Genomic DNA, 24,815 nt, shown 5'->3' with positions numbered 1-24,815 from the left:
AAATTCGACACTACTAATTTTGTATATCTTGGTACGGAAACAAACGCGATAACAACAAGTTATACAAACTCGACGATTCTGCGGCAGCACCTTCGCCCTTTGTCTACCTTTTGGATGCGCGGTCCGGTTTCTGAAGAAGGAAATTGGCCAAAGGACCAAGGCACTATGTTTGGACTGTCTACAAACAACCGCGCACAGCTTGAATCGCTTGAAGTCATTACCGCGAACATCATGATCGCGGACGAAAAGCTCAACATCCGCTACATGAACACCGCGACGAAGGCGATGTTGAAGGAAGCGGAAAGTGACCTGAAGAAAGAATTGCCGCGCTTCGATTTTGACAAGCTGATCGGCAGCAATATCGATATCTTTCACAAGAACCCCAGCCATCAGCGTAACATGCTGTCGAGCCTGCAAAATCAGCACAAGGCAACCATCTGGGTCGGCCACCGGGCTTTCGACCTGATCGTCACGCCCTTGAAGAACGGCGCCAAGACCACCGGCTTCGTCGTCGAATGGGCCAATGCCAAGGAACGGTTGCAGAACCTCGACTTCCAGAACCAGATGGAAGCCATCAGCCGTGTGCAGGGGATCATCGAGTTCACGCCAGAAGGCGAGATCGTCACTGCGAACCAGAATTTCCTCGACTCTCTCGGTTACCGAATGGACGATATCAAGGGCAAGAACCATAGCCTGCTGGTCGACCCCGAATATGTGCGGTCACCCGACTATGCCGAATTCTGGAAAAGCCTGCGCGCCGGCAAGTTCCAGGCCGCCGAGTTCACTCGCTACGGCAAGGGCGGCAAGAAGGTCGTCATCAACGCCTCCTATAATCCGATCATGGACGATCGCGGTCGTGTGACCAAGGTGGTGAAATTCGCCACCGATGTGACCGAACGCGTGCATGCCGTGGACACGATCGGCGATGCCCTCGGACGCATGGCCAAGGGCGATGTCAGCTTCACGATCGACAGACCTTTCGTTCAGGATTTCGAAGCACTCAGAACCAATCTCAACGACGCGGTTCTGCAGCTTGCGACCACGCTCGGCGCCGTGGCCCAATCCACCGACCAGATCGACAGCGGCAGCCGCGAGATCAGCTCGAGCGCCGAGGACCTTTCAAAGCGCACCGAACAGCAGGCAGCTTCGCTCGAGGAGACGGCAGCGGCCCTCGACCAGATCACCGTCAACGTCAACAACGCCTCGAAGCGCGCCGAGGAAGCCCGTCACGCCACCCAGGCCGCGGATACGAGCGCAACGCGTTCCGGCCAGATCGTCGCCGAGGCCGTGGGGGCAATGGCCCGCATCGAGCAGTCGTCGAACCAGATCTCAAACATCATCGGGGTGATCGACGAGATCGCCTTCCAGACCAATCTTCTGGCGCTGAATGCCGGCGTCGAGGCGGCGCGCGCAGGAGAAGCCGGTAAGGGTTTTGCGGTCGTGGCACAGGAAGTGCGTGAACTCGCGCAACGCTCGGCGCAGGCGGCAAAGGAGATCAAGGATCTCATCCGCAACTCGTCGGAAGAGGTGAAGAACGGCGTGAAACTGGTCAGCGAGACCGGTGAGGCGTTGAAGACGATCCAGGACAATATCGTGGCGGTCAACGACCACATGCAGGCCATTGCGAGCTCGGCACGCGAGCAGGCAACCGGCCTCTCCGAGGTGAACTCGGCGGTCAACCAGATGGACCAGGTCACCCAGCAGAACGCTGCCATGGTGGAAGAGTCCAACGCTGCAAGCGCCACATTGGCAACGGAGACACAGCGGCTTCGCCAGTTCATCTCCCGCTTTACCCTCGGCAGGCACTATACCGGCCAGCAGGGTACGACCTCAGCATCCCATGGCGCTGTGCGCGCTCACACGCCGTCCAGCCCAGCGGCCGCACCCCGGCGCGCAGCGGCACGCCCGGCGCAGACGCATGGAAATGCAGCACTCAAGCAGGACGAGTGGCAGGAGTTCTGAGCCTGACAAGCGTCGCGCCCGCATACCGGGCGCGACGCCACACTCATGGGCGCGGCACTTTCGCAAAGCCCTTGCCCAGGATCGGGCCTGTCGGCTTGCCCGTCGGTGATCCGCCCAGAGGCTCCACCGTGATCTCGTAAAGCTGCTCCTCGAGCGGGCCGGGAAGGTCCGGCCCTGCGACGGTTGCTGTCCGCCAGCCATCGAGCACACCGAGCGATACGGGTCCGGTATCACTGGACGGCAAGGTCCAGAGCTGCAGGGACCGGTCCTCGGCCACAGTCACATCCGTGAGCGGAACGACCCTGGCTGTATCATTGCCGAAATCCTCGATCATCACGACCGGCTCACCCTGCTCATTCATCAGGACGGCAATCACCTGCGGCTCCGCCCGACTGAGCAGGGCGTAGGACAAGGCACCGACAAGCAGGAGCGAGGCGGCTGCAGCCGACAGACCGAAGCCTCGCCACCAGGAAAGGCTGTTGTCGTTGACCGCCGCTGGTGCCACAGAGCTCTTTGGTCGCTCCTGCGGGCCGAGCTGTCGTTCTATCCTTGCCCAGAGATCGGGGGAGACGCTTGCGGTCGGCCCGACGAGGTCGAGCTCCAGAAACCGGTCACGCGCAACAGCGACGGCACGGGCAAGGCTTTCGTCTCGTTCCATCTCGGTTTCGGTAGCGCGATGTTCATCCTCGTCCATCAATCCGAGGACATAGGCGTCGGCGCGTTCGGCGAGTGTGTGCCATGTGCTCATGCCATGCACTCCCTCAGCGCGACCAGCGATCGGCGGATCCAGGCCTTGGCGGTTCCCAGCGGCAATTTCAAGCGACCGGCGATCTCACCGTGGCTGTAACCCGAGACATAAGCCATCATGACCGTCTTGCGGCGCAGTCCGTCGAGCCGTCCGAGACAAGCGCGCAGGCGACTTGCGGTGTCGAGTTGATCGAACAGATCGTGATAGAGAGCGTCAGCTCCCTCGTCCTGCAGTCGCTCAAGGCTGTCCGTCTCGGTCAGATCTTCCCGACCTCCATCCCGGAGAGCATTCAGCGAGCGTGATCGAACGATGGCGAAGATCCAGCCTCGTGCCGAGCCGCGGGATGGGTCGTACTGCCAGGCCTTGTTCCAAATCTGCAGGAAGGCCTCCTGGACGATCTCTTCCGCCAGATCGTGGCGCCGCAGGATGCGCTCAGCCACTGTGACCATGCGAGGCGCTTCGCTCTCGTAGATCAAGGCCAGGCCTTTGCGATCCCCTGCAGCACAGGCTTTCAGCGCCGCACCGAGCTTATCTTGCTCATTCTCCATCCAGCTTCCTTCCAAGAACCTGCGCGGAAAGTAGCTCACCCGCTTGATTTGGCAACCTGCACCAGATGCGCCCGTTGAAGAACTGTCGCTCATCATCGCCACGTCCATGACTTTCTCCTTCTTTTCGGAGACACGCGAAGACGGTTTCTGGATGCAGAAGAAAAAACTTCTGACGCCTGCATCCAATCGGCATCTGCCGCGTGTCTTGAGATCAGGAGGCACCAGACCGGTGTCGCCACCATGCAAACGGGAGAAGTTTTCCATGACCAGCATCCGTATCCTCAGCCTCGCAGCCGCCACCGCCCTTACGGCCTTTGGCGCCCAGGCCGCTCAGGTCGTCGGTCTCGCAGGCGACAAGACGCTCGTGATGTTCGACACTGCGAACCCCGAGATCAGCAAATCGATGGATGTCACCGGTGTCGATCGCCTCGTCGGCATCGATTATCGCCCGGCCAACCAGACCATCGTCGGCGTGACGGCGGATAACGTCATCGTCACCATCGATCCGGAAACCGGCGCCGCCACGGAACTTGCCAAGATGGACAAGCCGCTGACGATCGGCGATGCGCCCGTGGTCGTGAATTTCAATCCGGCGGCCGATCGGCTGCGCTACATGACCGGCACCACCAACCACCGTGTCCATCCCGACACGGGCGAAGTGACCGTGGACGGTAGCCTCGTCTTCGAGGAAGGCGACATGCACAAGGGCGAAACCCCGAACACCGTCGCTGCCGCCTATACGAATTCTGTCGGAAAGCCGGAAACGGCCGCTATGTACAACATCGACGCGACGATCGGCGCATTGATCCAGCAGACCAAGCCGAACGACGGAACGCTGAAGGCAATCGGCAAGCTGGGTATCGAGAGCATGCCGACGACCTATGCCTTCGATATCGAGGCGGGTGCCGACGGCATGAACACTGCCTGGCTGGTTGCCGACAGCGCGCTTTACACCGTGAACCTCGAGACCGGGGCCGCGACGAAGGCCGGTGACATCACGGGCGCGCCTGCGCAGATCAAGTCGATCACCGTGATCCCGGCGATGTAAGCGGAGGCTTACAAGGAGCTTCTGTTAACAGGCATCACCCAACCAAAGCGAGAAGGCCTCCGCGGGATCATCGCGGAGGCCTTTTTGTCAGAGCATCGCCATGTATTTTGGCAGTTCCCGCATGCTGGGCACGACGATCAGCGTGTGCACGTTCCCGCGCTTATAAGCATTGAGGAACTTGTTATAGTCTTCAAAGACCACACAGCCTGAGCTGTCGCCGCGGCGGCGCAGCAGGTAGGTGTGGGTCAGGAAGCCATCGCGATTATACATCTTGGCATCGCCCACAGGGTTCATGCGAATGGCCTCGACGCCGTGGAAGCGGGCTTCGCGCATGCGCAACTTGTAGACATTGGGCGGGGTCGGCCCCATGTTTTTCACATGCACATATTTTGGGTTGTCGCGCATGTGGCCACGACCGGAATGGGCGCGCAGCTTCTCGCCATTGGGCATGTGCACGACAGAATCCTCGATCACATAGACGGCGATGCGGCTACCTGGACCGGGCATGCTGTTCTTGCGGTTGAAGATGCCCCCTGCCCCGTCGTCCGTGGTGACCGGATTGTCCGGCTTGGCATAGGCCAGCATGCCGAACAGCGTCTTCTTCTTCGGCTTTTCCGGCGTGGCGGCTGCAACAGGCGCTTCCGGAGCCGGCACGCGCTCGACACGCGGTTTGGCCTGCGGCTTGGCACCCGGTACCGGGCCATCATCCGGCAGCGCACCATGATCTTCTGTCTGCGGTGCCGAAAGCAGCTCCTCGAAGGGCTCCACGCGAGGATCGGCCGCGGCCATTGTTTCGGTTGCGCTTGGCGTTGCCGCATAACCGAGGGCGACTGGCGCCGCCTCGGCGGTACTCGTCGGGATCGAGGCGGTGACGACGGGATCAACATCGTCACTGTCACTGCGGCGTTCATGGGCCGCCGTTGCAAGGGCTGCCTGCTGCCGCCCCGCTTCCGCCTGCGCAAGCGCATCACGGAGCACAGCGAGGGCTTGGGAATCGGTTACGCTCTCGACGCGGGCCAGCAGAAGACGATCGGACTTGTCGACCTCTGCAAGCCGCATGGCAGCAGGCAGCATCAGCAGCCCCAGATGGTCGGTGGCAGCGATCGCTTCGGCGAAGCGGTTGCGCATTTCTTCAAGGGCCGCGAAATCCGTCGATTGTGCCGGTGCGGCGCGGGGCGCCAGCTGCTTCGACAAGGCGAGTTCCGGCTTTGGCAGGCTGTGGCCTGCCATGCTCGGTGCCTGGATCGTCGAGGATGACAGCCCCTTGAAAACGGCAAGGCTCGCGGTGCCCCAGAAGAGGCAGGCCAGTGAGATGCCCAAGATCGTCGGCAGGCTGGAGCCGCGCTTGTTTCTGCGCGACTTTGTCTTTTGAACGGCGGCGCGATTGCCACCGATGACCTGAGGGGCCAAGGACGCCATGATACCTGAACTCGCTTACCAAAACTCGGAGAACCGGTCGCCTAGCAGCGGAAACCGGCTTTACTGGGACAGAAAACCCGAAAAGCGTCCTGTCGACTGCTCTAAAGAATGAAGAAGTTTGGTAACCAAGAGGTTTACGCCCGGCGGTTCGTCGTCGTATTTCCGGGCACGGCATCGAGATAGTTTCAAACGTGACGGGTTAAACCACCATCAACCTTGAGATTCTGGCCTGTGATGTAGGCTGCGCCGTCGGAGGCCAGGAAGGCGATCGTGGCTGCAATTTCCTCGCTCGTGCCGTAGCGTTTCATCGGCACACCGTCACGCCGCTCCTCTGTCGCCGGCAGGCTGTCGATCCAGCCGGGAAGGACATTGTTCATCCGGATATTCTCACCGGCATAGGTATCGGCGAAGAGCTTGGTAAAGGACGCAAGGCCTGCGCGGAAGACGGCCGAGGTCGGGAACATCGAGGATGGCTCGAAAGCCCAGGCGGTGGAAATGTTGATGATCACGCCGGCCTTCTGGCGCTGCATGATTGGCGTGACGAGACGCGTCGGGCGGATGACGTTGAGCAAATAGACATCCATGCCCTTCGCCCATTGCTCGTCGGTGATCTCAAGGATCTGGGCACGGGGCCCATGACCTGCGCTGTTCACGAGGACATCGATGCGGCCATAGCGTTCCATGGTGCCGTCGACGAGGCGTGCGAGGTCTTCCGGAGACTGGTTCGACCCTGTGACCCCGAAGCCTTCGAGTTCGGCGGCGAGTGCCTCCCCCTTGCCGGAAGACGAGAGGATCGCGACCTTGAAGCCGTCGGCGGCAAGACGCCTGGCGGCCGCCGCCCCCATACCGCTTCCCCCTGCCGTGACAATGGCGACCTTCTGAATGGACATGTCTGTTTCTCCCTTTGATCCGGCGAAGATCAAAGGTCAGCCCGGCGATGTCCAGTCAGAAATGCTGAAGGCCGATGCAGCGTCTGCTGCACCGGCCTTCAGAGAATTCGTTGGCGCGCTGCTTACCAGCTGCGGACGTCGAGCACACGGTCCTTGTGCGCCGGATGGGTGGAGAAGACGAAGATGCGATCCAGCTCCTTCTGGGTCAAAAGACGCAGGAAACGGATTTCGGCCGTGTTGTTGGCAAAGCTCTTCATCAGCACCGCACCGACCTTGTTGATGCGGGCGTCCGGAATATCGAGGTAGAATTGCTTGGGCAGGTTCACCTGCGTGAGCACTCCGATCACGGCCCCGCTCAGCGAGATACGCAGGACGTCACAACGCCGCGCGGCCATGTGGGTCATGCCGTTTTCGGTGTATTCGAGGCGCCCGGCATTCATCGTATCCTCCATGCGATACCGGTTCTCCCGGTCGTACATGAAGGATTCCTCCTTCTTCAGGAAATGAGATCCGCCATTTGCCGCTCTCATCATTTCTGCCCTCGTCTTTTGTCAGTTGTTATGGGCAAAAAGCTAGCAGTGACAACTTAACAGTCGGTATTGGCGCGAGGGCCATTCCTGACCACGGAGAAGCCCTGTTATCGGTAAGGATAACAGGGCTTTAAGCAGTTCGATCGAGTTAAACTCAGCGGCGGTATGTCTGACCGTCGGCATCGAAGAGGTGTAGCTTGGTCTGGTCTGCGGAAAAGCGCAGGGTCTGCCCCTTCTTCACGTCGACAATGCCGGGCAGCTTGACCACGATCGCCTCGTCTTCGACCGGTCCCTTGACGTAGAGAAGCGTGACTTCTCCGAGAGCCTCGACGATGTCGACATTTCCTTCGAACAGGAATTCTGGACCGGTTGCGATTGCCAGATCTTCCGGGCGGACGCCGAAGCTCGCAGACTTGCCCTGTTCCGATGCGGCGGTCGCGACATCGACGGTGACTTCCGAGCCATCCTTCAGCTTGATCCGGGTCGCCTCGCCCGTGCCGATCACGGTTACCGGCATGATGTTCATGGCCGGAGAGCCGATGAAGCGGGCGACGAAGAGGTTGGCCGGACGCTCATAGAGTTCGAGCGGCGGGCCGACCTGTTCGATCTTGCCGGCCGAGAGCACCACGATACGGTCTGCGAGCGTCATCGCCTCGACCTGATCGTGGGTCACGTAGATCATCGTGGTGTCGGCCATCTGCTCGTTGAGCTTGGCGATCTCGATGCGGGTCGCGACACGCAGGGCCGCATCGAGGTTCGACAACGGCTCGTCGAACAGGAAGACCTTGGGGTCACGGCAGATCGCGCGCCCGATGGCGACACGCTGGCGCTGACCGCCGGACAGCGCCTTTGGCAGGCGGTCGAGATAGGACTCGAGCTGGAGAATGCCGGCAGCGGAGCGAACGCGCTGGTCGATCTCTTCCTTGCTTTCGCCGGCGATGCGCATGCCGAAGGCCATGTTGTCGTAGACGGTCATATGCGGGTAGAGCGCATAGGACTGGAACACCATGGCGATGCCGCGCTTGGACGGCGGCACATCGTTGACAAGCTGGCCGTCGATATAGAGTTCACCGCCGGTGATGTCCTCAAGACCCGCGATCATGCGCAGAAGCGTGGACTTGCCGCAGCCCGACGGGCCGACGAAGACCACGAACTCGCCTTCCTTGATCTCCAGATCGATGCCGTGCAGGACCTTGACCTGCCCGTATGCCTTGCGGATGTCCTTGAGAACGAGACCCGTCATGCTTTCCTCCCCTGTCAGGCGTGGCGCGCGAAATATGCGCCCCAAGCCGGCAACTCTACCTTGTTATCGTTGACTGCACTGTTGAAGCCATGGCCTTCGAGCCCGATCCATTCGCCGGATGGCAGCGTGATTGCGGTCTCTTCCGCATTCATGTTGAAGACGCAGAGCAGCTTCTCGTTTCCGAAGGCGCGGGTGTAGATCAGCTGATTGTCGCCGGCGTCGTGGAAGACGATGTCACCCTTGGCAAAGGCCGGATGCTGGCGGCGGAAGGCGAGGAAACGGCGATAGTGCTCAAGCACCGACTCTTCCTTGCCGGCCTGCGTGTTGACGGCGCGCAGGACATGTTCAACCGGGATCGGCAGCCAGGTCTTCTGCGCCGTCGAGAAGCCGGCCTGAACGGCGTGATCGTCCCAGACCATCGGCGTGCGGCAGCCATCACGGCCCTTGAACTCCGGCCAGAACTGGATGCCGTAGGGATCCTGGAGATCCTCGAAGGCAATGTCGGCTTCGGTAAGACCGAGTTCTTCGCCCTGGTAGATGCAGACGGAGCCGCGCTGGGTGAGCAGCAGCGCCGAGGTCATCTTCGCATAGGCGTCGCGATCGAGAACATTCGCACCCCAGCGGCTGACGTGCCGGACAACGTCGTGGTTGGAGAAGGCCCAGCAGGCCCAGCCTTCGGGCGCGGCATTTGCAAAAGCATTCTGCGTGTTGCGCACCACTTCGGGGGTGAGCGGCTCTGGCGCCAGGAATTCGAAGGCGTAGCACATCTGCATCTTGTCGTTGCCGGAGGTGTATTCGCCGACGATTTCGAGGCCGCGCTGGCTGTCACCGACTTCGCCAACCGCTGCGATCGCCGGATACTCATCCAGCAGCGCGCGGAAGCGCTTGAGGAAAGCGATGTTTTCGGGGCGGTTCTTGTCGTAGATGTGTTCCTGGAAGTTGTAGGGATTGACCGCAGGCGCCGTCGAAGCGTTGCGGCGCTCCGGTGCGAGGGCCGGGTTATCCCGCAGTTCCTTGTCGTGGAAGTAGAAATTGATCGTGTCGAGGCGGAAGCCGTCGACGCCGCGTTCCAGCCAGAAGCGGGTGGCGGCGAGCAACGCGTCCTGCACTTCCGGATTGTGCAGGTTCATGTCCGGCTGCGAGGTCAGGAAGTTGTGCAGATAATACTGCATGCGGGTCGGATCCCACTGCCAGGCCGAGCCGCCAAAGATCGACAGCCAGTTGTTCGGCGGCGAGCCATCCGGCTTCGGATCAGACCAGACATACCAGTCCGCCTTGGGATTGACCCGGCTGGAGCGGCTTTCAACGAACCAGGCGTGCTGGTCCGACGAATGCGACATCACGAGGTCGATCATGACCTTGATGTTGAGACGGTGGGCTTCGGCGATCAGGCCATCGAAATCGGTCAGCGAGCCGAACATCGGATCGACGTCGACATAGTTCGAGACGTCGTAGCCGAAGTCCTTCATCGGCGAGGTGAAGAAGGGCGAGATCCAGATCGCATCGGCGCCGAGATCGGCGATATGGGCGAGACGGGCTGTGATACCCTTCAGGTCACCGATGCCGTCACCATTGGAGTCCTGATAGGAGCGCGGGTAGATCTGATAGATCACCGCGCCGCGCCACCAGTCCTTGTCGGGCGTCATGACGGGATTTGCATCTGCACTCATTCACATATTCCTGTTGGCTTGGTCTGAAGACCCCGCGTCAGCCACCCTTAACCGATCCGGCAAGGAGGCCACGCACGAGGTAGCGTTGCATGAAGAAGAAGACGAGGAGCGGCACCGCGATCGACACGAAGGCGGCCGTTGCCAGGATTTCCCAGTTGCCGCCGCGCGTGCCCAAGAGCTCGACAATCTGGTTCGTCATCACGGTCGTCTCGCCGGTCGCATCGATCAGGAAGACCTTGGCGACAAGCAGGTCGTTCCAGGTCCAGAGGAACTGGAAGATGGCGAAGGAGGCAAGCGCCGGGAACGACAAGGGAAGGATGATGCGGGTGAAGATCTGGAAATCCGTCGCACCGTCTACCTTGGCGCATTCGATGATGTCGCGCGGGAGCCCGACCATGTAATTGCGCAAAAGGTAGATCGCGAGCGGCAGGCCGAAGCCCGTATGGGCAAGCCAGACACCGAGATAACCCTTGCCGATGCCGATCGACAGATGAAGGCGAAGGAGCGGGATGAGTGCCAACTGCAGCGGCACGACCAGAAGTGCGACCACGGCCGCAATCAGCAGTGCGCGTCCCGGGAATTCCATCCACGCGAGCGCATAGGCCGCGAAGGCTGCAATCACGATCGGGATCACCGTGGCGGGAATGGTCACCGTCAGCGTGTTGAAGAAGGCCTTCGCCATAGAATCTGTGGTGGAGCCGGAGAAGAGCACCGTCTCGTAGTTGTCGAGCGTGAATTCCGGCGGAAGCTCGGCCGTCACGAAGATGCGATCGCCACGGGTGCCGGTCAGCTCGACATCGCTTTCCAGACGATAGTCACCATTCTCCTGAACGGTCACACGAGCACTGTCACCCATGGGTGCGGTCGCACCGGGTTCGTATTCGCTGATGGCGCGCGACGTGGTGCCCCAGGTCGAGATCTCCGCCTCGGCCGAAGCGCCGCCTTCGCTGAGCAGATTGCCCTCGATGACCCAGAGATTGCCTTCCTGGCGCTGGGTCGACGGTGCTGCGGTTCTCAAGACGAGGTTCTGCTCCTGCGAGAAGAGCGAACTCCACCAGCCGCTGGTGGCGATCTGGTCTGCCGTGCGGAATGAGGAGATGAAGAGGCCTGCGGTCGGCAGAAGCCAGAGGACGACCAGCGCCGCGACCGAGAGATGAACGGCCCAGACGAGACCGGATTTTTTGCCTGCAATCTTTGCCATGGTCCCGCCTCCCCTCAGCGCATTTCTTTTCGAGCGTTGTAGACGTTCCAGATCAGGATCGGCAGAACCAGCAGCATGATCACCATGGCGCTTGCCGAGCCGATGCCCCAGTCATTGGCCCGGAAGAGCTTGTCGAACATGTAGTTTGCAAGCACCTGCGTTTCCCACTGGCCGTTGGTCATCGCAAAGACGATGTCGAAGACCTTGAGGACGACGAGCGTGATCGTGGTCCAGACGACGACGACGGTTCCCATGATCTGCGGGATCTTGATCTTGAAGAAGATCTCGAAGTCGTTAGCCCCGTCGATGACGGCCGCCTCGATCGTTTCTTCCGGGATCCCGCGCAGCGCCGCCGACAGGATGACCATGGCGAAACCGGTCTGAATCCAGATCAGCACCACCATCAGGAAGAAGTTGTTCCAGAAGGGGATCGTCAACCAGGTCTGCGGCTGACCATAGGGATATTCGAAGGTCAGGACGGAGTAGGTGGAAATCAGCCCGCGATAGCAAAGCCAGAGGCCGGCCAGGGTGAGTGCGACGCGCACGACCACGCCGAATTTCGAGCTGCCGCCATGATAGCCGATGCCGCCTGAGAGCGGGCGCAACAGCTGGTAAATGCCGTAGACGACGAAAGCGATAAAGGCGAGAAGCAGGAGTGCCGGAAGAACGCGAAGCACCAAGACCGCACCCCATCCGCCATCGAAGGACAGCCACAAGGCGTTCAGAAGGCCGATCTGCTCTTCCCCTGCCGGGCGCGTGTCATAGACCAGCTTGAAGATGACGGACGCACCGACAAAGGAAATCGCCATGGGCATGAAGATCAGCGATTTCGCGATATTGCCCCAGGAAATCCGGTCGGTCAGCTGTGCGGCGAGCAGGCCAAAGGCCGTGGATGCGGCCGGGACGACGGTCAGCCACAAGAGATTGTTGCTGATCGCTTCCCAGAATTTCGTTTCGCCGAGCATGCGCTCATAATTGGCCAGACCGACAAAGGCGCCGCCCGCATTGCGGCTGGTTACCGACAACCAGAGCGAGGCGATGACCGGATAGACCAGATAGAGGCCGAGTGCCACGATCGCCGGAAATAGGAAGAGCCAGGGGCGGATCATGTTGGCGCGGTTGATATTGCGCCCTGCATGTTCGCCCTTTGCGGGGAACAGCACCCTGTCGACGAACACGTTCGACAGATAGAAATAACCGATACACCCACCGACACCGATGACGATCGTGATCAGAGCCTGCAACGCCGGATTCATCTTGGTCTCCCCTCCGCATGCCTTCTGATTTTTTTGCGAGCGCCCGGGCGGTCAAGCCCGGACGTTCGTTAGGCAATACTGTTCTACGGCAGCTTACTTGATGCCGTCCCAGGCTGTCTGGATCGACTTTGCAACATCTTCGGCAGACTTGCCACCGACAAAGTCGACCATGCCGGTCCAGAAGCTGCCAGCGCCGATGGCGCCCGGCATCAGGTCGGAACCGTCGAAGCGGAAGGTGGTGGCCTGCAGCAGGATGTCGTTCATCTTACGAACGGTCGGATCGGTGAAGACTTCCGGGTTTACACCCTTGTGCGGGGTGAGAAAGCCCTTCTGGGCCATCCAGACTTCATGGGCGATCGGCGACTTCAGAAACTCGATGAAGGCGCGAGCAGCCTTGCTGTCCTTGGTGATGGCGAAGGTGGTACCTGCGCCGAGAACCGGGCTGCCGAGATCCTTCTCGGCATAGGCCGGGAAGTAGAAGAAGTCTGCATCTTCACCAACGCTCGTGCCCTCGGGGAAGAAGGACGGAATGAACGAAGCCTGACGGTGCAGGTAGCACTGCGGCGGCGAGGCAAAGAGACCCTTCGGGCTGTCGCGGAAGTCGGTCGAAGCAACGGCGCCTGCACCGCCAACGACGAACTTGTCGTTCTTGGCAAACCAGCCGAATTCGTTGATGGCGTTGACGACGATTGGGTCGTCGAACTTCATTTCGTTGGAAACCCACTTGTCGTAGTCTTCCGGCGATGCGGTGCGGAGCATCATGTCCTCGACCCAGTCGGTTGCTGGCCAACCGGTGGCAGCACCCGAACCGAGACCGATGCACCAGGGCGTGCCGCCGTCAGCCACGATCTTTTCGGTCAGAGCCTTGAGCTCTTCCATGGTTTCGGGGACTTCGTAACCGGCATCCTCGAAGTTCTCAGGCGAATACCAGACGAGCGACTTTAGGTCGGTCTTGAAGGGGAAGCCGTAGAAAGCCGTGTTGCCATCCTGGCCAGCATAGGTGCCGAGGTCGACCCAGGACTGGCCGGCAGCGTAGTTGTCCTTGAGCCAGGATGCGTTTTCAGCACCGAGATCGGTCAGGAAGCCACGCTTTGCCATGTCGGACGCGAGGCCCGGCTGCGGGAAGATAGCGATGTTGGGAGCGGAGCCGGCTTCCAGATCGACGACGATCTGCTGCTCGAAGCTGTCAGAGCCGGTATAGCGTACATCCGCGCCAGTCGCGGCTGCGAAATAGGCCAGAACGCTTTCGACGAGGACCTGGTCAGGGCCGAGCCAGGGGCCAAAAATGGTGATCTGTTCGCCGTTGAGCTGGGTCTTCTTCAGCTCTTCGAAACTTGCCCAGTTGAACTTGGCATCTTCACCGGGAGCGAACTTCAATTCCTGTGCGCCGACCGAGCCGGCTACGAGCGCGGCAGTCGCCACGGTCATCAAAAACAGTTTCTTCATGTGATTAACCTCCCATCACATCGGACGGCCAAACGTCCTTGGTCAGCGCGTTTTCCTCAAAGCGCTTTGGCCCCTATTTCATCACATTGGGGTCCACACCGAGTCAAGCGCTTTTCTGGTACTGCCACATTTAGGCGCAACTCCCAGTTCGAGAAGAAGCAACTGCATTGATTTGTATCATTTTCCTCTTGTCGCAGCCCGCTGGTCTGCGCCATAGTCGAAGCGCTTTGGCCGCCTGTGGAGGCAACTGGCGGCCTTGCACGGGAGAGGAATGCCAGCAGTGAATCTCAAAGAATTGTCGCAGATGCTCGGTCTGTCGCAGACGACGATCAGCCGCGCGCTCAACGGTTATCCCGAAGTGAACGAAGAGACGCGCAGGCGCGTGCTTCAGGCCGCCAAGGAAACCGGCTATCGGCCCAATCGCGCAGCGCAGAGGCTCGCCACCGGTAAGGCCGGGTCCATCGGGCTGATCATGCCGATCTCGCCCGACCACAGTTCGGACATGCACTTCGCCGAGTTCCAGAGCGGACTGGCCGAGGCTGCGATCCTCCAAGACTTCCACTTCGTCATCATGCCTTCCAAAGCCGAAGACGAGGAGCAGGCGATCCGCTGGCTCGCCGCCAGCGGCAGCGTCGACGGTTACTATCTCGCCTATGTTCGCGAGAAGGACCCGAGGATCGTGATGGCGAAGACACTATCGCTTCCCTTCATCGTCCACGGCCGCTCCTCGGGGCTTGAGCTGGACTATCCGTTTCTGGATGTCGACAATGAAGGCGCATTCTACGATGCGACCCGTTTCCTGCTGCAACTCGGCCACAAGCGGATCGCCCTGCTGAACGGCCATGCCGATCTCGACTTTGCCCATCGGCGACGGCTGGGAACGGAAAAGGCGCTGGCCGACCGGGGATTGCTGCTCGATCCTCGCCATACACGGCACAGCTTCATGGGCGACGAACAGGGCTATCGCGGGATGAAGGAGATCCTGTCCGGACCGGACCGGCCGACCGCCGTATTATGCGCCAGTACCGTGCTGGCACTCGGCGCCGTCAGGGCGATGAACGAGCTTGGCCTCAAGCTTGGCGTGGACGTCTCCCTGATCGCGCATGACGACGAACTGCCATTGCTGAAGCCGGAGAACTTTTCGACGCCGCTCACGACGACGCGCTCGTCGCTTCGCGCTGCCGGCGAGCGGATCGGAGAACGGCTGATTGCGATGATCAATCAGACCGTGCCTGCGCCACCGGCACAGGAATTGTGGAAGGTGGAACTGGTGGTCCGGGCCTCGACCGGGCCGGCTCCCACCTGACCCGGCGATCGATGGCCTCGTGCGTCAGAAGCGCGGCGCGGTCATGCCGGCCCGACGATGGGCGGCAATCACGGTGTTGGCCATCAGCATGGCAATCGTCATCGGCCCGACGCCGCCCGGAACCGGCGAGATTGCCTTGGCAACCGGCTTGCATTCGGCAAAGGCGACATCGCCGACCAGCTTGAACTTGCCCTCGCCCTTCTCAGGCGCTGCGACACGGTTGATGCCAACATCGATGACGGTCGCCCCGGGCTTCAACCAGTCGGCCTTGACCATCTCGGCACGGCCGACGGCTGCGACCAGGATGTCCGCCTGACGGGCAAGCTCCGGCAGGTCGCGGCTGCGCGAATGGCCGATGGTGACGGTGGCATTGGCGTTCAGCAGCAGTTGCGCCATCGGTTTGCCGAAGAGGTTCGAACGGCCGATGACCAGTGCGTTGAGGCCGGAGAGGTCGCCACCATGGATCTGGCGCACGAGGATCATGGCGCCGGCGGGCGTGCAGGAGAGCAGGCCCGTCTTCAGATCACCGGTGGCGAGCTTGCCGGCGTTGACGATGTGCAGGCCATCGACATCCTTTTCGGGCAGGATCGACTGGATCACCGGCTCGCTGTCGAGATGCTTGGGAAGCGGGAGCTGGACGAGGATACCGTCGATCTCGGGATCGGCATTGAGCGAAGCGACCAGCGTCATCAGCTGTTCCTGAGAGGTCTTCTCGGGCAAGGTGTGCTGAATCGAGTTAAAGCCACACTGCTTGGCCATCCGGCTCTTGGCACCGACGTAAGCGTGGCTTGCCGGGTCGTCGCCGACGATGACCACGGCCAGGCCCGGCTTGCGATGGCCGGAGGTCTTGAGTGTCGTCGCTGCTGAGGTTACCGCTTCGATTACCGAAGCGGCGGCGGCCTTTCCATCGATTACCGTGGTCACTGTGCACAATCCCCGTCTAGAACTCGCAGCAAGCTAGCGCCAACATGCAGGCGCCGTTTGCCTGTCGCCGTCCTATGCTGTCAAAATGCGGCATATTGCAAGTGCAGGATTTCGCGGCTCCGCTGTCAGCCGAGTAGCGTTGAGGGCTCACGAAGCCGATGGCGCAAGACGTGGGCCAGAAAGACGGGGATGCCGAGAACATAGCGCCGCCAAAGGCGCGAAGGCTCCAGCCAAAGGCGAAACAGCCATTCGGATCTCAGTTGGCGAACCCAGTCGGGCGCCCGCGGGACGCGTCCCGAGACGAAGTCGAGCAATGCGCCAACACTGATCACGACCCGGGCATGATCGCCCGTCAGGTGCCTGTCGACCCATTTTTCCTGCAAAGGCGTGCCCATAGCAACGAGCAGCAGATCGATGCGGGCCTGCTCGATGCGCTTCAAAATGAAGGTCGGATCGGCCCGGTCGAAATAGCCATCCGAGATTTCCACGAAGTCATGCCAGGGCGAATGTCGCCGGAAGTTGTTGGCCGCATCCTGAAGCACCTCGGATGTCGCGCCGAGCAGGCCCACCCGTAGCGGTTTGGTGATGAAAGTCAGAGCAGCTGGAACGAAGTCGGTCCCATTCAGATTGGCCGAGAAGCGGCCGCCGTGCAGGAACCTTGCAGCGATGTCGACACCTATGCCATCCGGCAGGACCAGACACCGACCGAGAACCTCGCGGTAATCGGGATCTCGCATCATGACATTGGCATTGTTGGCATTGAGGAAGGCGATGTGAGTCAGGCCCCTGTCCTCGGTCAGCTTTTCTTCGAGCAAGGCGAGCGCCGGCTTCCAGCCGAGATCGTGCACGGGCATATCGAGGATCGGGCGTACCGGGACGACCGGCTGCGGAGCCTCACCGACCACGTCGTCCGGTTCTCTCAATGCAGAAAATGACGAAGCTGGCATGGAACGGGTCCCGAGGATCGATGCTCGGAACCTATCAGCGACAGCTCAAATTCAGGTTAAGCGCGGCACTACAATTCTCATGAGATGATCAACCCGCCGTTCACCATGATGGCGCACAGGTCATCAATGCCCTGACGATGCGGGCTTTTCTTCGACCTTTTCGCCTTCAACGACCGTCGTCATCTCGATCGGCTTGGAACCACCGTCGGCGGCCTTGCGGGCGGCGTCCTTCGAGACGTAGTCGAGCTGCTCGATCAGCACCTGATCGATCATGCCTTCGCCGAGCCTTGCATTCATCTCGGTCTTGATCTGATCACGGAAGGAATTGACGTTGAAAGCCGCGACGTTGCCGATATCGACCATCTTGTTGCCGACCAGCAGCGTGAACAGCTGGTCGGTCATCACTTGGGTCGTCGGCAAGGTTTGTCCCTTGATCTTTTCCTTGTCCATCATGAAGGAGATGCGGGTCAGGAAATATCCGGTGACATCACCACCGCCAATGACCGGAATGGTGATGGGCTCGCCACGAACGAGCTCGAGCGCGGCCTTCTTCGTCTCTTCCTCGCTCGGGCCGGCAGGGGCTGTCGCCAGGTAGATCGAGCCATAGACTGCCCCTAGCGTGACGATGCAGACCCAAAGGCCGATTCCGAGTATCTTGCCCATCAGAACTCGCTGAACTGGAACTGTTCCTGAGAATAGGTGCCGTCACCATCGGCGTCGCGAACCGCGTTCTTCAGGATATCGGCTACGGCACGAACGGCCGCGAGATGCGCCTCGACACGACGAGCGTTCAAGGCGAGCTTTTCCTTCAAAACATGGAGCTGCTCGACATAGTTGACGGCGAATTCGCGCGGATCCGTGTCGCGGAACAGCATGGTCAATTCGTAAAGGCAGCGACTCTTGTGGGCGTTGGAAACCTTGAAGTCGAATTCCGGATCCTTGCCGATCCGTTCGTTCTCATTGTCGATGATACGCTCAAGCCGGCTCAGTACCGTCTTCACCCGATATTCGCTCGAAACAACTTCCATGAATTCTGCCCTGTCTTTCGAAAAATCGATCAATTCTTGGTATCAGTGTCAGCGCCGGCACCGAGGGTGCGACGCTCTAGATCGGTCACCCAGCTCATGGCCAGACCGCGATCTGTCTCGTCCGTTGCGGCATTGACGTTATCCTGGCCGCGCACGCGCTGGAGCGCCTGGTCATACATCTGTTGAGCGATGCCGACGCCACCGGATTCGGAGAGCACGGTGCCGAGCTGCTCGGCCATCATGCTCTTCCACATTTCGCCAGAATTGCCCTTGCCGTAAACTTCTTCGCTCTCGTCCGGCAGCATGCTCTGGACGAAGTTGGTCAGATAGACTGCTTCAAAATCGCGGTAGATCTTTGGCGGCTTGCCGACCTCTTCGGCCTTCTCCGCCGTCGCTTCGACCCGTGCGGCATTCGCGGTACGGTTCAGAATGTCGACGGTCGCGCCAAAGCCTGCGCCCTTCTCGGCGAGACTGGTCGCCATGAAGTTCGCCCGGTTGGCTTTCAGTTTTTCCTGGGCAGCGGCAACTTGTGCCGGATCAGCAGCACGGACAACGTCCAGCACCAGATCGCTTGGAGGAGAAATGGCCACGGTGACATCCTCGTTTTCGGTTCGAGGCGACTATCACTCCTGAAGCTTGCTGGAGGCTGGTGTGGCAAATTTCAGGTCGATCAGATCGTAGATGGCATCATCGTCGCGTTCGCGCTCTTCGTGGTCGCGCGCATCCTTCATGTTTTCTTCCAGCCGGTCGCCCTTGGCTCGCTCGCGCATCAGCTTCATTTCCTGAACCTGCTGCAGACCATGCAACTGCTTGTCCGTGTTGGAGAGGCGGTCGAAGCGGTCGGCATAGTTCTGGGCAAAAAGACGGTGCAAGGGATCGAGCGATCCGATGGCATCCATGACCGTGTCCATCGAGCGAGCGTTTTCCTCGATGCGTTGGGCGGTGATGCCCAGATCGCTTTCGGCCATTCGCTCCATGTGACGCTGCACGGCGACGAGACGCTTGAGTTTGTCGGATTTCTTTTGCGGTCCCAAGGCAGCCTCGTCAGAAATTGAAGATCATCGGAAAGTACTGGCCGAACTGCATGACCATGGCGGCGATGGTGAAATAAACCAACAGCAGACCGCCCAGCAGAAGGTAGGGGGTCGAAATGTAGAAGACAGGCACCTGGGGGGCGAGCTTGTTGACGAGACCGACGGCGACGTTGAACATCAGGCCGAAGATCAGGAATGGGCTCGCCAGGCGCAGCATCAGCAGAAAGGTCTGCGTCAGGGTATCGGTCAGCGTGATCAGCATTTTCTGGCTGTCCGGCATGCCGCCGATCGGCATCACCGAATAGGAATCGAAAAGCGCGCGGAAAACCACATGGTGGAAATCCAGCATGAACAGAACGAGAAGGCCGCCGAAGGAAATCAGATTGGTCATCTGGTTGTCTGGGGCGTCTTCGAGGACATCTGACGAGCCCGGCGTGTTGAGGCCGATCGCCATCGAAATCGCCGAACCGGTGAACTGCAGTCCGAGCACGTAGAAGCGTGGGACCAATCCGTACATCATGCCGATCAAGAGTTCGGCGACGATGACGCCGATCAGGGAGGCCCCTCCCCCGGATACCCGAGGATAGACCGTGTCGAAGAGCAGGGGCGTCATCGCCAGCGAGATGGAGAAGGCGAGGAAGAACCGCACCGTCATCGAGATGCGGGCCGAAGAAAAGCCCGGCAGGGTCATGATGCAGGCGCCGATGCGACAGAAAATCGCGATCAGCACCAGCACACTCCCCTGCGGGTCAGAAATCATGAAATGGAGCCCAAAATCTTGATCTCGATGCCCTTGGCGAGTTCCACATGCGAAAGGACCGGCAAGGTGGCAAAGAGTCGTTCGATGATCATGCGCACATAGGACCGTGTTTCAGGCGACGTGACAAGGACGAAGGGCAGGCCCCGGTCCATGAATTCACGGATAACCTGGCTTGCCTGTTCGGAGAACTCCTCCAGGCTGCGCGGATCAATGTCGAATTCGACGATCTCGCCCTTGGCATCGCGCTTGAGCGCCTGGTGGAAGACGAGATCCCACTTGGAGCCGAGGCGCAGGACGCGCAGGACGCCGTTGTCGGTGAGGTCGCCGCAAAGCTGCTGGGCCATGCGAACGCGCACGTGCTCGACAATCTGCTCTGTCTTGCGGACATGCGGCGCGAGCTCGGCGACCGCTTCGAGAATGAGATGCAGGTTGCGGATCGAGACGCGCTCGGCAAGCAGCAACTTCAAGACCGCCTGAAGGCCCGAATAGGACATGTGCGACGAGCAGATTTCGTCGGCGAGCTTCTTGTATTCCGGGTCGAGGCGATCGATCAGCACCTTGACGTCCTTGTAGGACAGCAGCTGCGGCAGGTTGTTGCGGATGACTTCGCTCACATGGGTGAGGACCACAGAGACATTGTCGATCGGGTGGAAGCCCTCGCGCTTCAATTCTTCGGTGAAGGTTTCGAGAACCGATACGGCCGGCATGCCGAAGGCGGGTTCGCGGATTTCGTCACCCGGCACGTTCGGCTTGCGGCCGGAACCGGTAACGACCAGAACTTCGCCGACGCGCAGGTTGTTGGACGCGACCGTCGTGCCGTGGATGCGGATCTGATAGGCCTTTTCCGGGATGGCGATATCGTCGGTGACCTTGATTTCCGGCACCACGAAACCGTACTGGCTGGCGAACTTCTTGCGCATCTTGCCGACGCGGAAGGCCAGTTCCTGATGAGCGCCGAGAAGGCGTGTCGAGACGAGCTTGCCGAGCGCGAGCTCGATTTCCGAGGTCTTCAGGACAGATTTGACCGAGTCCTTCTCGGCCTCCTTGTTCTGAATGACCTTCTTTTCCTCCTGGTCGCGCTTCAGCTGGTTTGCAGCTTCGAGCTGGCGAGGAATGAACCAGGCGCCGAAGGCCATGACACCGCCAAGAACGGTGAACGGGATCAGCGGGAGGCCGGGAACGAGTGCCAATGCCCCCATCATTGCGGCCGCGACAGACAAGGCGCGCGGATAGCCGCTCAGCTGATTGACGACCGCCTGATCGGTGGAGCCCGGCGTGCCGCCGCGCGAGACCAGCAGGCCGGCGGCCAGCGAGACGATCAGGGCGGGAACCTGCGAAACAATGCCGTCACCGACGGAGAGCTTGACGAAGACGTCGGCCGCCTGGCCGAGTTCCATGCCGTGGCGGAAATAGCCGATGATGATGCCGCCAGCGACGTTGATGGCGGTGATGATCAGGCCGGCAATTGCATCGCCGCGGACGAATTTGGACGCACCGTCCATCGCACCGAAGAACGAGCTTTCCTGCTCCAGTTCGCGGCGTCTGTGCTGCGCTTCCTTTTCATCGATGATGCCGGCCGACAGGTCGGCGTCGATCGACATCTGCTTGCCGGGGATGGCATCGAGGGTAAAGCGGGCGCCGACTTCCGCGATACGCGTGGCACCCTTGGTGATGACGATGAAATTGACGGTGATCAGGATCAGGAAGACGATCAGACCGATGACGAAATCGCCGCCCATCACCAGGTTCGAGAAGCCGGCGATCACGCCGCCGGCGGCGCCGTGGCCCTCGTGTCCGTGGGTGAGAATGACGCGCGTCGTCGCGATGTTGAGCGAGAGGCGGATCATCGTGGCGATCAGCAGGATCGTCGGGAAGGACGAGAAATCCAGAGGGCGCTGGATCCAGAGCGCGACCATCAGGATGAGGACGGACAGCGCAATGGAGAATGCCAGGCCGACGTCGATCAGGAAGGGCGGTATCGGCAAGAAGAGAATGCACAGGATCATCACGATCCCGAACGCGAAACCGATGTCACGCCCGCTGGGGCTGGCCTTCGGGATTACGAGTGCAGGTGGTTGCGCCATGTCCATTCCATCTCTTCATGAGAAGTCATCCGGAAGACCATGCTTCCGGCAGTCTGCCTTGGAGAGATAGACGGCGAAGCTTGCGCGAGGGTGTCAGGCCGAACCCGGCTAGAATCCTGACTGGATCCGCGAGAAAACGAGATTGCTGAAGAGACTGATCTGGGCGCCGACGAAGGGGGCGGAGATACCGATGGTGATCATGATCGCAAGGATCTTCGGCACGAAGGTCAGGGTCATTTCCTGAACCTGGGTCAGCGCCTGGATCAAGGCAATCGTCACACCCACGATCATGCCGGCGGCCACAGCCGGGCCGGAAGCAACGATGATTGTCCAGATCGCAGCCTGGAGAATGTCGAGAGCGTCTGCCTCATTCATGAGACGATATCCTTTCGGGGCGGCGAATCATGCCGTCCGCGCCGAAAGGACTATCATATCAGGAGTCGCTCGTCTCGGTCGCAGGCTTGGTGCCGACGCGAACGCCAACGACGATCGGAACTTCCTTACCTTCCGTCGTCGTTGCGACCATCGTGTCTGTATAGACACGGACGGAGGCCACGATGCCGCTGGTCTTTTCATCGGCACTGGTGATCGTCTTGCCGATATAGGAGGAGGCATTGGTCAGGGCATTACCGGTGATCAAGGTCTCGAGGTTCGAGTTCATCTGGATCGACTGTTCGACCTGCGAGAAGGTCGCCAGCTGCGCGATCTGCGCGCTGGCATCCATCGGATCGGTCGGATCCTGGTTTTTCATCTGAGCGATCAAGAGCTTCAGGAAGCTATCGTAGTCGACAGATGCCTTTGCGGCAGCCTTGCTTGCCGTGCTGCCGGTGGCCGACGAGGTCGTCGGGGCCGCAGTCGCTGCAGCTACACCGTCTACCGCCATGGTGCGATCTCCTTGCGGATCTGCTCGATCGTCGCCGGCGCCATTTCCTGGTTATTCAGGATGCGGTCCTCGATCGGATAGAGCTGGCGGATCGCCTTCAAGGCGTCGAAAGCGCGACCAGAGGAAACCATGCCGTCGATGCGCTTCAGTTCTGCGAGGATCTCCTCGTTCTCGAAGCAGGACAGCAGCATGATCACCGACTTGCGGAACATCGCGAGCGACTGATCCTTGCCTTCCGGATTGATCAGCATCATCTGGGCGATGAAGTAGAGCTGACGCAACGGCGTCGTCGCCTGTTCCGGCTGCAGAACATGGTTCTCGAGCAGGAAGGTGACATCGTTCAGGAACTCGAGGGCAACCTTGCGGTCGACGCGCAGAACCGCTCCATTGATGAAAATACGTTCGCCCGACTTGAGCGAGATGCGCAAAGTGCTCTTCATTTAAGTCCATCCCTGATGATGGTTGTCACGTCGATGATGCCCTGGAAGTTCTCGGACTCTCGCTTGCGGATCCGGTCACACTCTTTCAAAATCCAGATGGCGATGGAAATCAGATTGGCGCGTACTTCGTCGCCGAGCTGGTTCTCGGGGTTCTGCAGATCTTCGATCAGTCGGATCCAGACCCGGCGGGTATAAAACAGAGCTTCGATCGCCTCGCGGGAGTAGCCCTTTTTTTCACGGGCCGCGCTCAGAAGCTGGATGCAACGGTCAAGGGCCTGCCGTTCGCGCTCCTTGGCGTCAGCGACGCCATCTTCCATAATCTCGGCATATGAGAACTGGTACATTCAGTTGCCCTTCAGGTTCATTTCACCCTTTGCTCATCAAAGGTAGTTTACAAGGCTCAGAGACTGAATCCTCGCCGTCAGCGTGTAGGATGCTTCCACCATGGCAAGCAGAGAGTTAACGCGAGTCGACGCTTCGTACGCATCTACTTCAATTTTGCTCGACAGGCTGGTTTCGATTATATCCACCTGAACCTTGAGCGAGGCATCCGCCTTCTCAATTCGGTTCTCGGAAAGACCAAGTTCCGAGCGGGTCGAGTTGATGCCGGTGATGGCGCGACCCGTATAGTCGATCGCCTTGTTGATCGCGACGGTGACAGCCGCAGCTGGCGCACCGATCGTCATGAGTTCCTTGGTGACGATGGCCGCGAGCGCAAAGTAGCGGAAGCCGTTTTCATTCGCCGAGGCGGAAGTCTGGACGGTTTCCGATTGCGTGATGCGGCTGGTCATCGCCTGGTCGGTCGCGTTCGACCAATCGGTGTTCCAGTCGGCTCCGGTGTACATCGGCTCAAGCGTAGAGGTGATGAAATCCTCCATGCTCGGGAACCCGCCACTCGGGACGATCGTTGAGACGTTCGCCGTATCGGTCGGCGGAAAGCCGAAATAGCCGGTGAATGCGTTGTCGAAAGCCGTCTTGGCCGGCGACGTGTCCGTGTAGTCGGCGAGCGGCTTCACATCGGTGTTGATGCCCGCGAACAGGAATTCACCATTGGCCGACTGGTTGGCCATGCTCGTCATCGTCGAGAGGGAGTTCGATACGGTCATCACGGTGGTGTTGATCGTATCGCTGTTCGACGAGCCGGAGATGGTGATCAGCGCATTGTTCATCTCTTCCGCGGCCGTGGCGATCTGCTTCAGCGCTTCCTGAGAAGCGGAGAGACGCTGTGTCGCGATCGAGTTGTTGCTGATCATCGAGTTCAGCCGCAGGCTTTCCCGGTTCAGGTCAACGACGGTCGAGGTTCTGCTGCCCAGTTCGGCGCCGATGTCGGCGTAGAAGCCGGTGCTGACTTCCTGCTGCGACTTCAAGAGCTCATTTTGCGCCTGCCGAATGGTCAGCCGCATGGATGTCTGGGTGGAAAGATTGGAAACGCTGGCTGTCGACATTGG

At 60.1% G+C, this 24,815-nt stretch carries 26 protein-coding genes; 3 read left to right on the top strand and 23 right to left on the bottom strand.

Annotated features, from left to right (window positions below):
- The first annotated feature begins 165 nt into the window (after positions 1–165).
- Entirely contained in the window at positions 166–1,962 is a 1,797-nt protein-coding gene (locus tag QWE_RS12055) for a methyl-accepting chemotaxis protein (protein WP_006726405.1), read from the top strand.
- Between the two features lie 43 nt (positions 1,963–2,005).
- On the opposite strand, the gene QWE_RS12050 is transcribed toward QWE_RS12055, so the two are convergent.
- A complete protein-coding gene (locus QWE_RS12050; protein WP_006726404.1) occupies positions 2,006–2,710 on the bottom strand; it encodes an anti-sigma factor in 705 nt (234 codons plus the stop codon).
- Positions 2,707–3,258 carry a sigma-70 family RNA polymerase sigma factor gene (locus QWE_RS12045; protein WP_040300158.1) on the bottom strand — a complete coding sequence of 184 codons (552 nt, stop codon included), beginning with the start codon at positions 3,256–3,258 and terminating at the stop codon, positions 2,707–2,709. Before QWE_RS12045 ends, QWE_RS12050 begins: the two co-directional genes overlap by 4 nt.
- Before the next feature lie 262 nt (positions 3,259–3,520).
- Between QWE_RS12045 and QWE_RS12040 the strand changes: the two genes are divergently transcribed.
- Positions 3,521–4,306 carry a DUF4394 domain-containing protein gene (locus QWE_RS12040; protein ID WP_006726402.1) on the top strand — a complete coding sequence of 262 codons (786 nt, stop codon included), beginning with the start codon at positions 3,521–3,523 and terminating at the stop codon, positions 4,304–4,306.
- A gap of 87 nt (positions 4,307–4,393) precedes the next feature.
- On the opposite strand, the gene QWE_RS12035 is transcribed toward QWE_RS12040, so the two are convergent.
- From QWE_RS12035 to QWE_RS12000, 8 genes are all read right to left on the bottom strand, one after another.
- The gene (locus QWE_RS12035) at positions 4,394–5,725 is read right to left on the bottom strand and encodes a DUF2778 domain-containing protein (protein WP_006726401.1); all 1,332 of its coding nucleotides are present in this window, start codon (positions 5,723–5,725) and stop codon (positions 4,394–4,396) included.
- A 185-nt stretch (positions 5,726–5,910) separates the two neighbouring features.
- Complete coding sequence (locus QWE_RS12030; protein ID WP_006726400.1) at positions 5,911–6,615, bottom strand: SDR family oxidoreductase; 705 nt, start codon at positions 6,613–6,615, stop codon at positions 5,911–5,913.
- A gap of 122 nt (positions 6,616–6,737) precedes the next feature.
- The gene (locus QWE_RS12025) at positions 6,738–7,148 is read right to left on the bottom strand and encodes a hypothetical protein (protein WP_006726399.1); all 411 of its coding nucleotides are present in this window, start codon (positions 7,146–7,148) and stop codon (positions 6,738–6,740) included.
- A 151-nt stretch (positions 7,149–7,299) separates the two neighbouring features.
- A complete protein-coding gene (locus tag QWE_RS12020) occupies positions 7,300–8,388 on the bottom strand; it encodes an ABC transporter ATP-binding protein (protein ID WP_006726398.1) in 1,089 nt (362 codons plus the stop codon).
- A gap of 14 nt (positions 8,389–8,402) precedes the next feature.
- Positions 8,403–10,058, bottom strand: coding sequence for a beta-galactosidase BglA (bglA, locus tag QWE_RS12015; protein ID WP_006726397.1), 1,656 nt, complete (start codon positions 10,056–10,058; stop codon positions 8,403–8,405).
- A 37-nt stretch (positions 10,059–10,095) separates the two neighbouring features.
- Positions 10,096–11,259 carry a carbohydrate ABC transporter permease gene (locus QWE_RS12010; protein WP_006726396.1) on the bottom strand — a complete coding sequence of 388 codons (1,164 nt, stop codon included), beginning with the start codon at positions 11,257–11,259 and terminating at the stop codon, positions 10,096–10,098.
- Between the two features lie 14 nt (positions 11,260–11,273).
- Positions 11,274–12,515: a carbohydrate ABC transporter permease gene (locus QWE_RS12005; protein WP_006726395.1), complete on the bottom strand. Its 1,242-nt coding sequence runs from the start codon at positions 12,513–12,515 to the stop codon at positions 11,274–11,276.
- A gap of 93 nt (positions 12,516–12,608) precedes the next feature.
- The gene (locus tag QWE_RS12000) at positions 12,609–13,961 is read right to left on the bottom strand and encodes an ABC transporter substrate-binding protein (RefSeq protein ID WP_006726394.1); all 1,353 of its coding nucleotides are present in this window, start codon (positions 13,959–13,961) and stop codon (positions 12,609–12,611) included.
- A gap of 280 nt (positions 13,962–14,241) precedes the next feature.
- Here QWE_RS12000 and QWE_RS11995 point away from each other — a divergent pair, with 280 nt between their 5' ends.
- A complete protein-coding gene (locus QWE_RS11995; protein WP_006726393.1) occupies positions 14,242–15,267 on the top strand; it encodes a LacI family DNA-binding transcriptional regulator in 1,026 nt (341 codons plus the stop codon).
- Positions 15,268–15,291: 24 nt separating this feature from the next.
- On the opposite strand, the gene folD is transcribed toward QWE_RS11995, so the two are convergent.
- The 13 genes from folD to QWE_RS11930 all read right to left on the bottom strand — a co-directional run bounded on the left by folD (position 15,292) and on the right by QWE_RS11930 (position 24,812).
- On the bottom strand, positions 15,292–16,191 hold the full coding sequence (gene folD, locus QWE_RS11990; protein ID WP_006726392.1) for a bifunctional methylenetetrahydrofolate dehydrogenase/methenyltetrahydrofolate cyclohydrolase FolD: 900 nt from the start codon (positions 16,189–16,191) through the stop codon (positions 15,292–15,294).
- Positions 16,192–16,316: 125 nt separating this feature from the next.
- The gene (locus QWE_RS11985; protein WP_100220897.1) at positions 16,317–17,138 is read right to left on the bottom strand and encodes a WecB/TagA/CpsF family glycosyltransferase; all 822 of its coding nucleotides are present in this window, start codon (positions 17,136–17,138) and stop codon (positions 16,317–16,319) included.
- 123 nt (positions 17,139–17,261) lie between these two features.
- Positions 17,262–17,801 carry a flagellar basal body-associated FliL family protein gene (locus tag QWE_RS11980; RefSeq protein WP_006726390.1) on the bottom strand — a complete coding sequence of 180 codons (540 nt, stop codon included), beginning with the start codon at positions 17,799–17,801 and terminating at the stop codon, positions 17,262–17,264.
- Positions 17,801–18,166 carry a hypothetical protein gene (locus QWE_RS11975; protein WP_006726389.1) on the bottom strand — a complete coding sequence of 122 codons (366 nt, stop codon included), beginning with the start codon at positions 18,164–18,166 and terminating at the stop codon, positions 17,801–17,803. The genes QWE_RS11980 and QWE_RS11975 overlap by 1 nt, the downstream gene beginning before the upstream one ends.
- Positions 18,167–18,195: 29 nt before the next feature.
- The gene (locus QWE_RS11970; RefSeq protein ID WP_006726388.1) at positions 18,196–18,756 is read right to left on the bottom strand and encodes a rod-binding protein; all 561 of its coding nucleotides are present in this window, start codon (positions 18,754–18,756) and stop codon (positions 18,196–18,198) included.
- A 33-nt stretch (positions 18,757–18,789) separates the two neighbouring features.
- Positions 18,790–19,143 carry a hypothetical protein gene (locus QWE_RS11965; protein ID WP_052018175.1) on the bottom strand — a complete coding sequence of 118 codons (354 nt, stop codon included), beginning with the start codon at positions 19,141–19,143 and terminating at the stop codon, positions 18,790–18,792.
- 67 nt (positions 19,144–19,210) lie between these two features.
- Positions 19,211–19,960: a flagellar biosynthetic protein FliR gene (locus tag QWE_RS11960; protein ID WP_040300090.1), complete on the bottom strand. Its 750-nt coding sequence runs from the start codon at positions 19,958–19,960 to the stop codon at positions 19,211–19,213.
- Positions 19,957–22,044, bottom strand: a complete 2,088-nt coding sequence (flhA, locus tag QWE_RS11955) for a flagellar biosynthesis protein FlhA (protein ID WP_006726385.1) — start codon at positions 22,042–22,044, stop codon at positions 19,957–19,959. The genes QWE_RS11960 and flhA overlap by 4 nt, the downstream gene beginning before the upstream one ends.
- Positions 22,045–22,152: 108 nt before the next feature.
- A complete protein-coding gene (locus tag QWE_RS11950; RefSeq protein WP_006726384.1) occupies positions 22,153–22,419 on the bottom strand; it encodes a flagellar biosynthetic protein FliQ in 267 nt (88 codons plus the stop codon).
- A 58-nt stretch (positions 22,420–22,477) separates the two neighbouring features.
- Entirely contained in the window at positions 22,478–22,927 is a 450-nt protein-coding gene (gene flgD, locus QWE_RS11945; protein ID WP_006726383.1) for a flagellar hook assembly protein FlgD, read from the bottom strand.
- Positions 22,918–23,367 carry a flagellar biosynthesis repressor FlbT gene (gene flbT / locus QWE_RS11940; RefSeq protein WP_006726382.1) on the bottom strand — a complete coding sequence of 150 codons (450 nt, stop codon included), beginning with the start codon at positions 23,365–23,367 and terminating at the stop codon, positions 22,918–22,920. The genes flgD and flbT overlap by 10 nt, the downstream gene beginning before the upstream one ends.
- The gene (gene flaF / locus QWE_RS11935; protein ID WP_006726381.1) at positions 23,364–23,711 is read right to left on the bottom strand and encodes a flagellar biosynthesis regulator FlaF; all 348 of its coding nucleotides are present in this window, start codon (positions 23,709–23,711) and stop codon (positions 23,364–23,366) included. Before flaF ends, flbT begins: the two co-directional genes overlap by 4 nt.
- A 36-nt stretch (positions 23,712–23,747) precedes the next feature.
- The gene (locus tag QWE_RS11930) at positions 23,748–24,812 is read right to left on the bottom strand and encodes a flagellar hook-associated family protein (protein WP_006726380.1); all 1,065 of its coding nucleotides are present in this window, start codon (positions 24,810–24,812) and stop codon (positions 23,748–23,750) included.
- Positions 24,813–24,815 lie beyond the last annotated feature (3 nt).

Source organism: Agrobacterium albertimagni AOL15, assembly GCF_000300855.1.
Classification (GTDB): domain Bacteria; phylum Pseudomonadota; class Alphaproteobacteria; order Rhizobiales; family Rhizobiaceae; genus Allorhizobium; species Allorhizobium albertimagni.
This window is presented reverse-complemented; position numbering and strand designations above follow the sequence as displayed.